We start from the raw sequence: 14308 nt of genomic DNA on the forward strand, positions 1-14308 counted from the left end.
CGAAACCCCGGCCGACAGATCCAAACCAAGACACCTGGGTCTGTTCTCGCGCGGGTCAAGCCAGGGCTCGAAGCGGCACACGTCCATCCTCACAGTTCTCACGAACAAGCCGGGTGCTGACCTTATGCAAGTGGTCGCGTCTGCGGTCGGCGATCCGTGCGTGCACGCGGGCCACCTTCAGCCGGGCCCTGGCCCGGTTGTTCGATCCCTTCTGCTTGCGGCCCAGCGCCCGCTGAGCGCGGGCCAGCCGCTTGCGGTCGGCTCGCTCGTGACGTGGGTTCACGATCTTCTCCCCGGTCGACAGCGTGAGCAGAGCGGTTATGCCCGCGTCCACTCCCACGCGGGCCGCTACCTGGGGCAGCGGGGAGATCTTCTCCTCCACCAGCAGGGACACGAACCAGCGTCCGGCCGCGTCCTTGCTCACGGTCACCGTGGACGGCCGAGCGCCCTCAGGCAGGGGACGCGACCACACGATGTCCAGCGGCTCGGACATCTTGGCCAGCGTCAACCGGCCGTCGCGCCAGTGGAACGCCGAACGGGTGTATTCCGCGCTCTGGCGCGACTTCTTGCGAGACTTGAACACTGGGTACCTGGCCCGTTTGGCGAAGAAGCCGGCGAACGCCGCCTGCAGATGGCGCAGCGCCTGCTGCAACGGAACACACGACACCTCACCGAGAAACCTCAGCTCCTCGGTGCCCTTCCACGCCGTCAGTGCCGCCGACGACTCCGCGTAGGAGACACCACGGCCCTCCAGCCGATAAGCCCGGGTCCGCTCCTGCAGCGCCTTGTTGTAGACCAGGCGCACACAGCCGAACGTCCGGGCAAGCTCCGAAGCCTGCTCGGGAGTCGGGTAGAAGCGGTACTTGTAGGCCCGCTTCACGATCTGCGCCACGCCGCACAACCTACTGCAAGATCAGCTAAATCTCGTACATGTGTTCGATTTGATGGCATTGTTCCGGCTTTCCTCCCCGCCCTGAAGGACGGGGTCTCCAGCCTCGAGGAGATTCGATGACGGCGGTGGCCGGGCGAAGGCGGGTGTTCACCGGGCTGCGGCTCGCGGTGCTGATCGCCTTCGTGGTGATCTTCCTGATCCCCATCTACGTCCTGCTGGTCACCAGCTTCAAGCCGCTCACCGAAGCCGACCCGGGACAGGCCTGGAACCTGCCGCAGACCTGGACCCTTGAGGCGTGGCGGGTGGCGTGGGAGAAGCTGGCCCCCGGGCTGTGGAACAGCGTGCTGCTCGCGGTGCCCGGCTCGCTGCTGTCGTGCGTGCTGGGCTCGATGAACGGCTACGTGCTGTCCAAGTGGCGCTTCCCGGGCGCCGACCTGCTGTTCACGCTCTTCCTGTTCGGCATGTTCATCCCCTACCAGGGCGTGATGATCCCGCTCGTGCAGCTGCTGGTCGGGCTCAACGAGCTGACCGGGCTGCAGGGCGTCTTCTACGGCGGCATCCCCGGGCTGGTGCTGGCGCACGTGGTCTACGGCATCCCGATCTGCACGCTGATCTTCCGCAACTACTACGTCACGATCCCCGACGAGCTCATCGAGGCGTCACGGGTCGACGGCGCGGGGATGCTGCGGACGTACTGGTCGGTGGTGCTGCCGGTGTCGGCGCCCGCCATCGCCGTGGTGATCATCTGGCAGTTCACCTCGCTGTGGAACGACTTCCTGTTCGCCGTGTTCCTCACCGGGCCGACGAGCTGGCCCGCCACCGTGATGCTCAACAACATCGCCGGCGCGCAGGCCACCCCGTACAGCCAGCAGATGGCCGCGGCGATCCTGGCCTCGATCCCGACGATGCTGATCTACGTCCTGCTGGGCCGCTTCTTCATGCGCGGCCTCATGGCGGGCGCCCTCAAGGGCTGACCGCGGGGCTGACCGCGCGGGGCTGAGTCGCAGGGCTGAGCCGCGGTCAGGAGGCGGCGAAGGCCGGGTTGGCGCAGTGGGCCAGCGGCTCGCCGCGCACGTAGCGGGCCACGTCCGCCGCGACGATCCGCGCCGCCTTGATCGCCGTCTCCTTGCTGGCCCCGGCCAGGTGCGGGGTCATCACCAGGTTGGGCGTCGTGAGCAGCCGCGACCCGTCAGGGATCGGCTCCTCGGGGAAGACGTCCACGGCGGCGCCGAACAGATGGCCGGAGTCCAGCGCGTCGCACATCGCGTCGTAGTCCAGCAGCGCCCCCCTGGCGCAGTTGACCAGCACGGACCCGGCGGGCATCCGGGCGATCTCGGCGGCGCCGATCATGCCGGTGGTCTCGGGCGTCGCCCTGGCGTGCAGCGAGACGAAGCGGGAGCGGGTGAGCAGTTCGTCGAGGCTCACCTTGCCCGGCAGGTCGACGTACGGGTCGTGGACCAGCACCTCCGCGCCGAAGCCCGCCAGCATCCGGGACACCCGGCTGCCGATCGCGCCGTAGCCGACCAGGCCGACCGTGCTGCCGTCGAGCTCGGGCCCGACCATCTCGTAGCGGTAGTAGTCGCCCCGCCACACGCCTGCGGCCAGGTCGGCGTGCGTCGTCGGGATGCGGCGGGTGGCGGCGAGCAGCATGGCCAGCGTGTGCTCGGCCGTGGCGACGGCGTTGCGGCCGGGGGCGAAGGTCACGGCGACGCCCGCCTCGGTGGCCGCCTCCAGGTTGGCGTTGACCGGGCCGCCACGGCTGACGCCGAACAGTTTCAGGTCGGGGCTGGCGGAAAGGACGCGGCGCGTCAGGGGAGCCATCTGGGTGACGCACACCTCGGCGCCCCGCAGCGCCTCGATCAGCTCGTCCTCCACGTCGGACGCCTCGTCGACCTCGCCCACCCGGCCGAACGGCACCACCGGCCACGGCAGCGTGAGCTCGCGGATCTCGACCTCGCCGGGAACCTGGTGCCGGAGCGCGTCGGCGAACAGGCGGTTCTGGACGAAGTGGTCACCGGCGGCAAGGACTCGAAGTGTCAACGCATGACTCCGATCGGAGAGTTGAACTGCAGGATCGCGACCTGCCCGGCACGCACGCGGAGTTCGGTGACGGCGCAGTTGTCCAGGCGCGGGAAGAGCCGCCGGTACGAGCCGAGCGGCACCCCGATGAGCCCGCACAGGGCGAGCCTGATGGCGGTCGTGTGGGCGACCACCAGCACCCGGCCGTCCGGGTGGGCGGCGTGGATGTCGCGCAGGGCGGCCACGAACCGGTCGGCGGCCCGGTGCGGGTCCTCGCCGCCGGGCAGCGGGTGCGCGGCCGGGTCGGCCTCGAACGCGGCCCGCGCTTCGGGGAAGCGCCCGTGCATCTCGGTGGCGGTCAGCCCGTCGGCCTGGCCGAAGTCGAGCTCGACCAGGCGGGCGTCCACCTGGAGCTCGACCCCCGCCGCGCGGGCGCTGGCCGAGGCGGTGCTCCGGGCCCGGCTGAGCGTGGAGGAGTATACGGCCGACAGGCCCGCGGAGGCGGCCCAGCCGGCCAGGCGCGCGGCCTGGTCGTGACCGCGCGGGGTCAGCTCGATGTCGCTGAGCCCGGCGTAGCGGTTCTCGGCGTGCCAGACGGTCTCGCCGTGGCGCACCAGCACCAGGTCGGTCATCGGGTGGTCCTCTCGCGGGCGTGGGTGGCGGCCGGCGAGGGGAGCCAGCCGCGGCCTTCCAGTTCGTCGACGAAGCGCAGGTAGTGCTCGCGCAGGTCGGTGCCGTCCGGCTGGACGACCTCGCGGGTGCGGATCATCCCCGCCGACGCGTCCGGCCCGGCGGCGAGCACGGCCATGCCGAGCGCGGGCTCGGCGTTCTCCCGCAGCGTCACCGGCCGCCCGAGCACGTTCGCGCGCAGCCGGTTCCAGTACGCGCTGCGGGTCGCCCCGCCGGTCAGGATGATCTCGCCGTCCACCGGCGCGCCGAGCAGGTCGAGGTAGTCGAAGCAGAGCCGCTCGATGTACGCCGCCCCGCGCAGGATCGCGGCGTACCGCTCGACGTCGTCGGAGACGTGGCCGAGCGTGAAGCCCTCCGCCTCCGGAGCGTCGAACGGGAACCGCTCGCCCCGCGAGACCAGCGGGTAGGTGGTGGCGGGGTCGGCCCAGGAACGGGCGGCGGCCTGGTGGCCGAGCGCGTCGAGGTCGCGGCCGGCGAGGTCGCGGGCCAGCACGCCCGCGCCCGTGCTGGACGCGCCGCCCGGCAGCCAGGAGCCGTCGGGCGCGCGGTGCGAGTAGACGACGCCCAGCGGGTCGTGGACGAGCTCCCGGGTGACGCCCTTGAGCACGAGCGTGGTGCCCATCACGGAGTTCCAGTCGCCCGCCTGCAGAGCGCCCGCGCCCAGCTGGGCGGCGCAGCCGTCGGTGGCGCCGGCGATCACCGGGGTGCCCTCGGGCAGGCCGGTCGCCTCGGCGGCCTCGGCGCACACCGTGCCGAGCCGGCTGCCGGGCCGTACCACCTGGGGCAGCATCGAGGCGGGCACCCCGAGCGCGTCGAACGTCTCGCGGGGCCAGTCCTCGTCGATCAGGTGCACGCCCGTCTTGAGCGCGTTGCTCAGGTCGGTCGCGACGTGGTGGCCGGTCAGGCGGCGGTTGACGAAGTCGCTCTGGTGGGCCAGCAGCGCCCCCGCGGGGGCGTCCGGCAGCAGCCAGAGCAGCTTGGGCAGCGCCCAGTTGGGCTGCATGCGCTGGTAGCCGAGCCGCTCCCACACGGCGGCGCCCACCGTGTTGACCCGCTCGACCTCGCCGGTCGCCCGCCGGTCGTCGTACATCAGGCCGGGCGTCAGCGGGTCGCCGTCGCCGTCGGTCAGCAGGACCGTTCCAGAGGTGGCGTCGACGGCCACGCCCTCGATCCGGCCGGGCGGCACGTCGCGCAGCGCCTCGCGGGTGGCGGCGGCCAGCTCGCGCCACCACTGCTCGGGGTCCTGCTCGTGCCTCGGCCCGTCGCGGTGGCTGGTCAGCGGCCGGCTCGCCGCGCCGAGCACCCGCCCGGTCTCGTCGACGGCCATCGCGCGCACGCTCTGCGTGCCGAGGTCGATGCCGATCCACACGCTCATGTACGGTCCCAAGTCCGGTTTCGCATCTCGGCGAGCAGCGGCCAGGATCGGGCGCTGTTCTCGCGCAGGGCAAGGAAGTCCTGGTAGGCGGTGTCGTACGGGCCGGGTTCGGGATGTACGGCGTCGCGCAGCCGGACGAACCGGTCGGCGGCCACCTCGATGCCGGGGGCGGCGCCCGTGGCGACCAGCCCGACGATGAAGGCGCCCCGCGCGCCGACCTCGGCGTCACTCGACCGGTGGACGGGCAGGCCGGTGATGTCGGAGATCAGGCGCACCCACAGGGCGTTGGCCGACCCGCCGCCGCACACGCGCAGCTCGCGGGCCGCGACCCCGGAGACGGCCAGGCAGTCCTGGATGACGAGGCTGAGCCCTTCGAGCACGGCGCGGGCGAGGTGCTCGCGGCCGTGTTCGAACGACAGGCCCAGGAAGGAGCCCCGGGCGAGCGGGTCGGAGAACGGCACCCGCTCACCGGCCGGCGAGAAGTACGGCAGGAACGCCAGCCCGCGGGCGCCCGGCGGGCTCTGCGCGGCCAGCTCGCCCAGCGAGGCCGGGCCGGGCAGGCCGAGCAGCCGGCAGGCCCACTGGACGACCTCGACCCCGGAGAAGGTGGGGAAGGCCCGCAGGTAGCCGCCCGGTATCGCGAGCGTGACGCCGACCGCGTCGCCGTTCAGGTCGGGCCGCTCGGCGACGGTCTCGGTGCACAGCGTGGTGCCGAGGATGCCGCACGCCTGGCCTGGCCGTACGGCTCCGGCGCCGATCGCGGTCGAGGCGATGTCGTAGGGCGCCATCACGACGGGTGTCCCGGCGGGCAGGCCGAGCGACTCGGCGGCGCCGGTGGTGAGGGCGGCGACCCGGCGCGTGTCGTCACGTGGCTCGGGCAGCAGCCGCTCGGCCCACTCCAGGCCGTACATCGCCATCAGCTCGGGGGAGTAGGCGCGGGTGCGCAGGTCCATGAACGGGGCCGACGCGTCGGATTCGTCGGTGGCGATCTCACCGGTCAGCCGGGAGAAGATCCAGCCGCCGCAGGTGAGGCTGGCGGCCGAGCGGTCGAGCCGGTCGGGGTCGTGCTCGCGCAGCCAGCTCAGGATCGCGTGCGGCAGGCCCGACGCGCTGACGTTGCCGTTGAGGCGGAAGGCGCGCTCGGCCACCCCGGAGCGGGCCCAGGCGTCGACCGTGGCGGCGGCCCGGCCGTCGTTCCACAGGATCGCGCTGCCGGTGGGCTCGCCGGCGGGGTCGACCAGCCAGACCCCGTCACCCTGCGCGGTGACGGAGACGAAGTCGACCGGGCCCTCGGTCTGGGAGGCGACGTCGCGCACGGTGCGCACGACCGCCTCCCAGACCATGGTCATGTCCTGCTCGGCCCAGCCGGGAGCGGGACGGTACACGCCGGTCTCGTGCCGGGCGATCGCGACCTCCGCGCCCGCCTCGTCGTAGCCGACCGCCTTGATGACGGTGGTGCCGGCATCGACGCAGATCGCCGCCATCAGGCTCTTCCGTGTGAGGTCCGCGACTTGCGGGCGATCGAGTCGACGACCACGGCCAGCAGCAGGACGACACCCGTGACCACGAACCGGATGGAGGAGTCGAGGTTCAGCAGGGTCAGGCCGCTGGAGATCGACTGGATGACGATGATGCCGAGCAGCGCGCCGAACGCCGTGCCGCGCCCGCCGAACAGGCTCGTCCCGCCGATCACGGCCGCCGCGATGGCGTTGAGGTTGATGTCGCCCCCGCCGCTGCTCTGGTTGGCCGCGGCCAGCCGGGCGGCGGCGAGGATGCCGCCCACCGCGGCGAAGGACGAACAGAGCACGAACACCGAGGTGTAGACGGCCTTGACGTTGATGCCGGCCCGCCGGGCCGCCTCCACGTTGCCGCCGACGGCGTAGACGGACCTGCCCCACTTCGTACGGGACAGCAGGTAGTGCATGACCAGCACCATCCCGACGAAGAAGACGAACATCCAGCCGATGCCGCGCGTCTGCCCGAGGTACCAGACCACGAAGGCCAGCACCGCCAGCAGCACCGCGCTCCTGATGGCCAGCATGGACGTCGACTTGGACGACAGCCCCGCCCTGCGGCGCTCGCTCGCGTGCAGGTAGCCGCTGACGAACAGCCAGACCGCCGCCACCACGGCGAAGGTGTAGGAGAGCCAGTCGGGCACGAAGGACAGCTGCGCGAAGTTCACCAGCCCGGAGTCGAACGGCAGGTTGATCGAGCCCTTGCTGCCGAGCACGTAGAGCTGCAGGCCCAGGAAGGCGAGCAGACCGGCCATGCTGATGACGAAGCTCGGCACCCCGAACCGGTTGAACAGCTGCGCGTAGACCCAGCCGACGACCGCGCCCATGAGCACCGCGCCCAGGATCGCCACCCAGATCGGCAACCCCTGGCTGACGAACAGCACGGCCAGCACGGCGCTCGACAGCCCGCTGACCGAGCCGACCGACAGGTCGATCTGGCCGACCAGCAGCACGCAGACGATGCCGAGCGCGATGACGCCGACGGCCGCCGACTCCAGCGTGAGGTTCACCAGGTTGGCGCTGGACAGGAAGACCGGGTTGAGGATCTGCAGCACGCTCCAGATCACGATGAGGCCGACCACGACCGGGATCACACCGAGGTCGCCGCCCCGGGCCCGCTCGACCACGTCGGAGATCGCGCCGCGCAGCCCCTCCCGCGACCGCAGCCGCTCGTCCTGGCGATCGGTGGCCGTGTTCTTGACCGTGGTGCTCACGAGGAGAGCCCTTCCTTCCTGCGCGCCTGCCGTTGGGTCACCGCGTTGTCGGTGGCTCCGGTGATGGCGGCGATGATGTCCTCGCTGGAGACGTCGTTCACGTCGAAGACCCCGTTGTTGCGGCCGAGCCTGAGGACGGCCACGGTGTCGGCCACGGCCTTCACGTCGGCCATGTTGTGGCTGATCATGATGACGCCGAGGCCGCGTTCGCGGAGCCGTTCGACCAGGTTGAGCACCTCGGCCGTCTGGGCGACGCCCAGCGCGGCGGTCGGCTCGTCGAGGATGATGACCTTCGGGTCGCCGAGCAGCGACCGGGCGATGGCGACGGTCTGCCGCTGTCCGCCGGAGAGCGAGGCCACCGGCACCCGCACACTGGGGATCTTGGCCGAGAGCTGGCGGAGCAGATCCCATGAGCGGGTCTCCATCGCCACGTCGTTGAGCCGCAGCGGCCGCAGCTCCTGCCCCAGGAACAGGTTCTGGATCACGTTCAGGTTCTCGCACAGCGCGAGGTCCTGGTAGACCGTGGCGATGCCGAGCCGGTGGGCCGCCGCCGGAGTCGGGATCTCGACCGTCTTCGAGTCGAAGACGATCTTTCCCGAGTCCGGCGGGTGCACGCCCGAGAGGATCTTGACCAGCGTCGACTTGCCCGCGCCGTTGTCTCCGACGATGGCCACGACCTGTCCCGCGGCCACATCGAGGTCGATGTCGGTCAGCGCGGCGACCGCGCCGAAGGTCTTGCTGATCCCACGCAGGGACAGGACGTTGTCTGATTGCTGGTTGGACGACAAGGGGGACTCCCTGGAGATCTACTTGATGCCGAGTTCGGCGCAGCCCTCGGCGTAGGCGCCGGTGCAGACCTCGGAGGCCTTCATGATCCCGCTGTCGAACAGGACCTCCTTGATGTTCTCCTTGGTCACGACCGTGGGAACGAACAGCTCCGACGGCGTGTCGTAGAGCGTGGCCTTGCCCTCGGGCTTGTTGCCCTGCACGAAGTCCCAGGCGACGTTGGCCGCGGCCTCGGCCACGATCTTGATCGGCTTGGAGATCGTGTTGTACTGGTCGCCCGAGATGATCCGCTGGGCGGCGGCCGTCTCGGCGTCGTTGCCCGTGACCGGCGGAACCTTGCCACCCGCGGCCTTGAACGCCGCGATGGTGCCACCGGCGGTGCCGTCGTTGGCCGCCACCACGCCGGCGATCTTGTCGCCGAACTGGGTGATCTGGCCGCTGACCCAGGTCTGCGCCTTCTCAGGCTGCCAGTCGGGGGTGTCGTACTCGGCGAGCAGCTTGTGGCCGCTCGGGTCGATCGCGGTGTGGATGCCCTTCTTGATCAGGCCGGCGGCGGCGTCCGTGGGGGAGCCGTTGACCTGGAGCAGGCCGCCCTCGATCTTCTCGGCCTTGAGGTGGTCGACCAGCGACTGGCCGATCATGGAGCCGATCTTCTCGTTGTCGAACGAGATGTAGTAGTCGGCGGGCGTCGCCGGGATCGGCCGGTCGTAGGCGATGACCGGCACGTTCTGCGCCTGCGCCGTCTTGACGATCGTGGCCGCGGCGGCCGAGTCGACCGGGTCGAGCACGATGGCCTTGACGCCCTGCGCGAGCGCCGAGTTGGCCTGCTGCTGCTGCTTGGCGGCGTCGGAGTCGGCGTTCTGGTAGATGACCGAGCAGCCGGAGCAGAGCTCCTTCATCTTGGCCTCGAACAGCGGCTTGTCCTGGAGCTCGTACCTGGTCGACGCGAGGTCGGGCATGAGGAAGGCCACCTTGGCGTCGGCGGCGCCGCCGCCGCCGGAACCGGCGTCCGTGGTGCCGCTGTCGGAGCCGCAGGCGGTCAGAGCCGCGCCCGCGATGACCGCCACGGCGGCGAACGCCGTGGTGCGCATCTGAGTTCTGTTCAAGGTTTTTTCCTCACTTGCTACGTCCTCGCGGAGCTGGTCGCGTCGCGTTCCCCCGGCGCCGCAGGGCACAGGGCCGCTCACACACGGCAACGCGCTGCGGTGCGACTCACGCTAGCGCGCACCCAGAACTTTTGTCCAGCAAAAGTGTTCAGGTAGTTTTTACCCCTGTGACCTGCTGTTAATCATTTCAGGGTATTCAGCGAACGGAGGTGAGCAGACCCTCGGCGGTCACCGCGTCGGTGACGAGCCGGTTGAAATAGCCGCCCCGCGCCCCGGCGACGATCGAGCCGACCTTCTCCGGGCCCACCGCGACCGCGATGGAGAAGGGGATGCGGCGCAGATCCTCCAGGGCGGTCGCCACCAGCCGCTCGCTGCCCGGATAGCCGACGGGCTCGCCGTCACGGTCGTAGAAACGCGAGCACACGTCGCCCACCGCCTGGCGCAGGCTGTCGGCGTAGCGGGGCACGAAGGCGGGCACGACCTGGCGCATCACCGGCGGCGAGCCGACGCCCACGATCGCGCACTTCGCCCGCGCCCACAGGTCCATCACCCGGCGCACCGACGGCTCGTGCTGCAACGAGTAGAACAGCTCCGGCCCCGGCAGCGCGGGCGCGTAGAGGTAGCTCGGCACGCCGCCGACCCGCTCGGCCAGCAGGCGCGTGGTCTCGTTGGTCTGGAACCAGGGCTGCGGATCCTCCTGGCCGCCCACGGCCGGCGCGATCGTGACGCCGGGGAACTGGCCGAGCCCCTCGCGCGCGCACTCGTAGATCGTGCTGCCGGAGGACACCAGGACCACGTCGCCCGAGGTCAGACCCACTGCGGCGAGCGCCCTGGCCAGCCCGGGGGCCAGCCACGGGCCGAGCGCTGGGCCGCTGACCTTGGGCACCAGGTAGACCCGCTCCAGGCGCAGCGCGGCGGCGACCTCGGCGGCCAGCGGGCCCTCCTCCAGCGCGGACGGCCGGTGCACCCTGATCTCGACCAGGCCGTGCTTGCGCGCCTCGGTCAGCAGCCGGCTCACGGTCGCCCTGCTGACGCCGAGCCGCTTGGCGATGTCGGCCTGCGTCGCGTCCTCCAGGTAGTACTGCGAGGCGGCCGCGTACATCAGCTCCTGAGGGAACCGGGCTGGCGCCTCCGGTCCGACGTCGGCGGCATTCATGCGCGCGCTCCCTAGGGCTTGAACATTGTTGCTGAACGGATGCGCAACGACTATACCTTCGTGCTCTCCGGAGCAAAGGCTAGCGATCCCCGCGTGCCCGCGACACGCCGCACGAGGGGCCTACGGCAGCGAACCCGTGACCAGGGCGTCGCCGAGCGGGGAGCGGGAGTAGAGAACGTTGCGTCCGGTGCGTGCGCGGGTGACGAGTCCGGCGCCGCGCAGCGCGGCCAGATGGCCGCCCGTCGTGCCGAGACTCTGGCCGAGCAGGGCCGCGAGATGCGTCGTCGTGGCCGGCACGGCGAGCTCGGCGAGGACGCGCGCCCGGGTGCGGCCCATCAGCAGCGCCAGGCGAGGCGCCGGCGCGGGCGGCTCCATGGCGGTGCCGCGCGCCGGATAGACCAGCGCGTACGGCCAGGCCTCCTCCAGATAGGCGCCGACGCTGGCCGCGAACACCGACGGCAGGAACAACAGCCCCTTGCCGCCGAGCCGGTGCCGCTCGTCGCGGCTGCCCATCCGGATCCCGATGAACCCGTCGCCGTCCCACCTGACCTGCGAGCTCAGGTCGCCCAGCGCGGCGGCCCAGCCATAGGCGGCCAGCCGCCCCGCCCGCTGGATCACGTCCCTCTCCAGCACCGCGTGGAACCGCGGCCAGGCCACCGAGACGATCTCCGTCCAGAGCTCCTCGTAGGCGTCGGCCAGCAGTCGCACCACGTCGGGGCCGAGCAGCAGCTCACGGGCCCACGCGGCCACCGGGGGCCGCGCCGCCAGCACCGCGCCGATCTCTTCGTGCGCCTGACCGACCGGGGTCGAGCGCATCGCGGCCAGCTCGGTCGCGAACGGCACGCTCAGCCCGGCGGGCGGCGGCGCGACGAAGTCGACGTTCGCGTGCCCCCTGTTGCCGGTGATCGCCGCCGCGGCCCGCAGCGCCGGATGCCGCCGTTCGACCTCTTCGTACGGCTCGCGCCACCGCGCCACCCAGTGCCGGTGCACCCCCGCCTCGGTCCTGCCCGACAGGACCCACTGCGCGTGCATGGTCTCGACCAGCGGCGAGATCGCGAACCGGCTGGCCGCCACGTCCTGCGGAGTGACCTCGATCCTGAACACCTTTCGGTTATATCCGAAACAGTCGCCGTGGCCGAGGCTGTCCCGCAGCATCGTGACCTGGCGGCCCCCACCTCGCGGGAGCCGCCGATCTGAGGAGTGTGAGACGTGACCGAACGCGGGGCCACCTTCGGAGAGGTGTTCGCGGTACGCGAGTTCCGGGTGCTGTTCGGCAGCTTCGCGCTGCTGATGTCCGGCGACTCGATCAAGATGCTGGCCCTGTCGGTGCTGGTGTACGCCCAGACCGGTTCGCCGGGGCTGTCGGCCGCCGCGTACATGGCGGGCTGGCTGCCCTACATCTTCGGCGGGATGTTCCTGCTGTCGCTGGCCGACCGGCTGCCGCCGCGCGCGGTGATGATCGTCGGCGAGCTGGTCCGGGTGGTCGTCTGCCTGCTGCTGGCCTACGCCGGGCTGCCGGTGCCCGTGATGCTCGCGCTGGTGCTGGTGACCGGGCTGTTCGCGCCGGTGTTCGGGGCCGCGCGCAGCGCCCTGCTGCCCGAGGTACTGCCCGGCGACGCCTTCGTGCTCGGCCGCTCGCTGCTCGGCGTCACCTCGGCCGGGGCCCAGGTCGCCGGGCTGGCCGTCGGCGGCGCCTTCCTCGCCCTCGCCGGGCCGCACGGCGCGCTCGCGGTGACCGCTGCCCTGTCCGCGGTGGCCGCCGTGGTGCTCAGGTACGGCCTGCCGTACCGGCCCGCCAGGAGGGCGGGTGAGCACGGCGCGGTGCGCACCACGCTGCGGGTCAACCGGCTGTTGCTGACCGACCGCCGCGTCCGGGGGCTGCTGCTGGCCGGCTGGCTGCCGACCGTGTGCCTGGCCGGGGCGGAGGCGATGATCGTGCCCTACCTCGGCGGTCAGGGGCAGGCGGGGGTGGTGCTCGCGATGGCCGCCGTGGGCATGGCGGTGGGGGAGTTCGTGGTGGGCAGGTTCGCGGCGCCCGCCCTCAGGGAGCGGCTGTCGCTGCCGCTGGCCGTGCTGCTCGGGCTGCCGTGGCTGGCCTTCCTCGCCTCGCCGGGTGTCGGCTGGGCCGCCGCGCTCGCCGCGATGGCCGCCGCCGGGCTGTCGTACCAGCTGGGGCTGCAGCGGAGGTTCCTGGAGGCGGTGCCGGAGGACGTGCGCGGACAGGCGTTCGGGCTGCAGTCGGCCGGGCTGATGACGGGGCAGGCCGTGGGCGCGGCGCTGGTCGGGGTGCTCGGCGAACTGATCGGCCCCGGGCCGGCCATCGTCGCGGCCGGCGGCGCGGGCGTCCTCGTCGCCCTCGCGCTCGCCGGCGCGCTCCGCCCCGAGCCGGAGTCCAGCCGGGCTGCTCTCCCGGACCGCCTGTGAGGCGGGGGACCAGGGGGTCGCTCGTCCGGGTCGCATATGAGACGGGAGTTCAGGGGGACGCTCGTCCGGGTCGCCTGTGAGGCGGCGGGGGGAGTTCAGGAGGGTCGTTCGCCCGAGCCGCGGGGGATGAGGCGGACCGGCAGCTCGTGGTGTTCGGAGGGACCGTCGTCGCCGGACAACCGCCGGAACAGCAGCTCGGCCGCCCGCCGGCCCATCCCGCCGGGATCCTGGGCCACCACGGTCACGCCGGGGCTGAGCAGGTCGGCCAGCTCGAAGTCGTCGAAGCCGACCAGCGCCAGGGGCCGCCCGCCCAGGGCGCGCAGCGCGGTGACGGTGAGCCGGCCGTTGCCCGTGAACAGCGCGGTGGGCGGCCGGTCGAGCGCCAGCATGCGATCGAGGTCGGCCCGCGCGGTGTCCAGCGAGGGCGGGCGCATCGACACCAGCCGCTCGTCGAACAGCCGGCCCAGGGCGGCGCGGTGGCCGTCCAGCCGCCGGGCGGCCGTGAAGATCGACGGATGGTCGCCGAGGAACGCGATCCTGCGGTGGCCGTGGGCGATCAGGTGCCGGGTGGCCAGCCGCGCGCCGCCCGCGTTGTCGCTGAGCACGGTGTCCACGTCGAGGCCGGGGCCGGGCGGGCGGTCCACGAAGACGGCCGGAGTGCCCGCGTCGAGCTCGGGACGCAGGTAGGAGTGGTCGCCACTGGCCGGCACCACGATCAGCCCGTCGACCCTGCGCGCGCAGAACGTGCGGACCAGCTCGCGCTCCCTGGCCGGCTCCTCGCCCGACGAGCCGGTCAGCAGCAGGCAGCCGTGCCGGATGGCGACGTCCTCCACCGCGCGGCTCAGCGCCGAGTAGAACGGATCGGCCACGTCCTCGATCACCAGGCCGACGGTCGACGTGCGCCCCCTGCGCAGCACCCGGGCGCTCTCGTTGCGGCTGTAGCCCAGCCGGTCGATGGCGTCGCGCACGCGCTTCGCCGTGGCCGGGTTGACCCCCGGCTCGCCGTTCACGACCCGGGAGACGGTCTTGAGCGCCACCCCCGCGGCCGAGGCGACGTCCTTCATCGTCGGTCTCACGCTCGGATCATGTCCCATGTCGGACGTACAGACAACGTTGTCACCTCGGCCTGCCC

At 72.0% G+C, this 14308-nt stretch carries 12 protein-coding genes and 1 pseudogene; 2 read left to right on the top strand and 11 right to left on the bottom strand.

What is annotated here, in order from left to right; genetic code table 11:
* Window positions 1-94: 94 nt before the first annotated feature.
* Window positions 95-892 (bottom strand): annotated as a pseudogene (locus AB0I38_RS37380) (RNA-guided endonuclease InsQ/TnpB family protein); the annotation flags it as partial.
* Window positions 893-1008: 116 nt separating this feature from the next.
* Between AB0I38_RS37380 and AB0I38_RS37385 the strand changes: the two are divergent.
* Complete coding sequence (locus AB0I38_RS37385) at window positions 1009-1866, top strand: carbohydrate ABC transporter permease (protein WP_358493435.1); 858 nt, start codon at window positions 1009-1011, stop codon at window positions 1864-1866.
* A gap of 46 nt (window positions 1867-1912) precedes the next feature.
* Here the strand turns inward: AB0I38_RS37385 and AB0I38_RS37390 are convergent, their stop codons facing one another.
* The 9 genes from AB0I38_RS37390 to AB0I38_RS37430 form a co-directional block, all read right to left on the bottom strand.
* Complete coding sequence (locus AB0I38_RS37390; protein WP_358493440.1) at window positions 1913-2932, bottom strand: 2-hydroxyacid dehydrogenase; 1020 nt, start codon at window positions 2930-2932, stop codon at window positions 1913-1915.
* Window positions 2929-3543 carry a histidine phosphatase family protein gene (locus tag AB0I38_RS37395; RefSeq protein ID WP_358493445.1) on the bottom strand — a complete coding sequence of 205 codons (615 nt, stop codon included), beginning with the start codon at window positions 3541-3543 and terminating at the stop codon, window positions 2929-2931. The genes AB0I38_RS37390 and AB0I38_RS37395 overlap by 4 nt, the downstream gene beginning before the upstream one ends.
* A complete protein-coding gene (locus AB0I38_RS37400) occupies window positions 3540-4976 on the bottom strand; it encodes an FGGY-family carbohydrate kinase (RefSeq protein ID WP_358493450.1) in 1437 nt (478 codons plus the stop codon). The genes AB0I38_RS37395 and AB0I38_RS37400 overlap by 4 nt, the downstream gene beginning before the upstream one ends.
* Complete coding sequence (locus tag AB0I38_RS37405) at window positions 4973-6460, bottom strand: FGGY-family carbohydrate kinase (protein WP_358493459.1); 1488 nt, start codon at window positions 6458-6460, stop codon at window positions 4973-4975. Before AB0I38_RS37405 ends, AB0I38_RS37400 begins: the two co-directional genes overlap by 4 nt.
* Window positions 6460-7704: a sugar ABC transporter permease gene (locus tag AB0I38_RS37410; protein WP_358493464.1), complete on the bottom strand. Its 1245-nt coding sequence runs from the start codon at window positions 7702-7704 to the stop codon at window positions 6460-6462. Before AB0I38_RS37410 ends, AB0I38_RS37405 begins: the two co-directional genes overlap by 1 nt.
* Window positions 7701-8492, bottom strand: coding sequence for an ATP-binding cassette domain-containing protein (locus AB0I38_RS37415; protein ID WP_358493468.1), 792 nt, complete (start codon window positions 8490-8492; stop codon window positions 7701-7703). Before AB0I38_RS37415 ends, AB0I38_RS37410 begins: the two co-directional genes overlap by 4 nt.
* Window positions 8493-8510: 18 nt before the next feature.
* Entirely contained in the window at window positions 8511-9596 is a 1086-nt protein-coding gene (locus tag AB0I38_RS37420) for an ABC transporter substrate-binding protein (protein WP_358493474.1), read from the bottom strand.
* A gap of 196 nt (window positions 9597-9792) precedes the next feature.
* Complete coding sequence (locus AB0I38_RS37425) at window positions 9793-10752, bottom strand: sugar-binding transcriptional regulator (RefSeq protein WP_358493478.1); 960 nt, start codon at window positions 10750-10752, stop codon at window positions 9793-9795.
* A 120-nt stretch (window positions 10753-10872) separates the two neighbouring features.
* Complete coding sequence (locus tag AB0I38_RS37430) at window positions 10873-11856, bottom strand: ArsR/SmtB family transcription factor (RefSeq protein ID WP_358493481.1); 984 nt, start codon at window positions 11854-11856, stop codon at window positions 10873-10875.
* Window positions 11857-11961: 105 nt separating this feature from the next.
* On the opposite strand from AB0I38_RS37430, the gene AB0I38_RS37435 reads away from it, so the two are divergent.
* Entirely contained in the window at window positions 11962-13176 is a 1215-nt protein-coding gene (locus AB0I38_RS37435; protein WP_358493485.1) for an MFS transporter, read from the top strand.
* A gap of 95 nt (window positions 13177-13271) precedes the next feature.
* On the opposite strand, the gene AB0I38_RS37440 is transcribed toward AB0I38_RS37435, so the two are convergent.
* Complete coding sequence (locus AB0I38_RS37440; RefSeq protein ID WP_436838819.1) at window positions 13272-14252, bottom strand: LacI family DNA-binding transcriptional regulator; 981 nt, start codon at window positions 14250-14252, stop codon at window positions 13272-13274.
* Between the last annotated feature and the right edge of the window lie 56 nt (window positions 14253-14308).

It is taken from the genome of Nonomuraea cavernae (assembly GCF_040655715.1).
In the GTDB taxonomy this organism is placed as follows: domain Bacteria; phylum Actinomycetota; class Actinomycetes; order Streptosporangiales; family Streptosporangiaceae; genus Nonomuraea; species Nonomuraea cavernae_A.

Coding starts and splice junctions, on each gene's coding strand:
- AB0I38_RS37425 (WP_358493478.1), bottom strand. CDS start 10,752: ATGAATGCCGCCGACGTCGGACCGGAGGCGCCAGCCCGGTTCCCTCAG.
- AB0I38_RS37400 (WP_358493450.1), bottom strand. CDS start 4,976: ATGAGCGTGTGGATCGGCATCGACCTCGGCACGCAGAGCGTGCGCGCG.
- AB0I38_RS37395 (WP_358493445.1), bottom strand. CDS start 3,543: ATGACCGACCTGGTGCTGGTGCGCCACGGCGAGACCGTCTGGCACGCC.
- AB0I38_RS37405 (WP_358493459.1), bottom strand. CDS start 6,460: ATGGCGGCGATCTGCGTCGATGCCGGCACCACCGTCATCAAGGCGGTC.
- AB0I38_RS37385 (WP_358493435.1), top strand. CDS start 1,009: ATGACGGCGGTGGCCGGGCGAAGGCGGGTGTTCACCGGGCTGCGGCTC.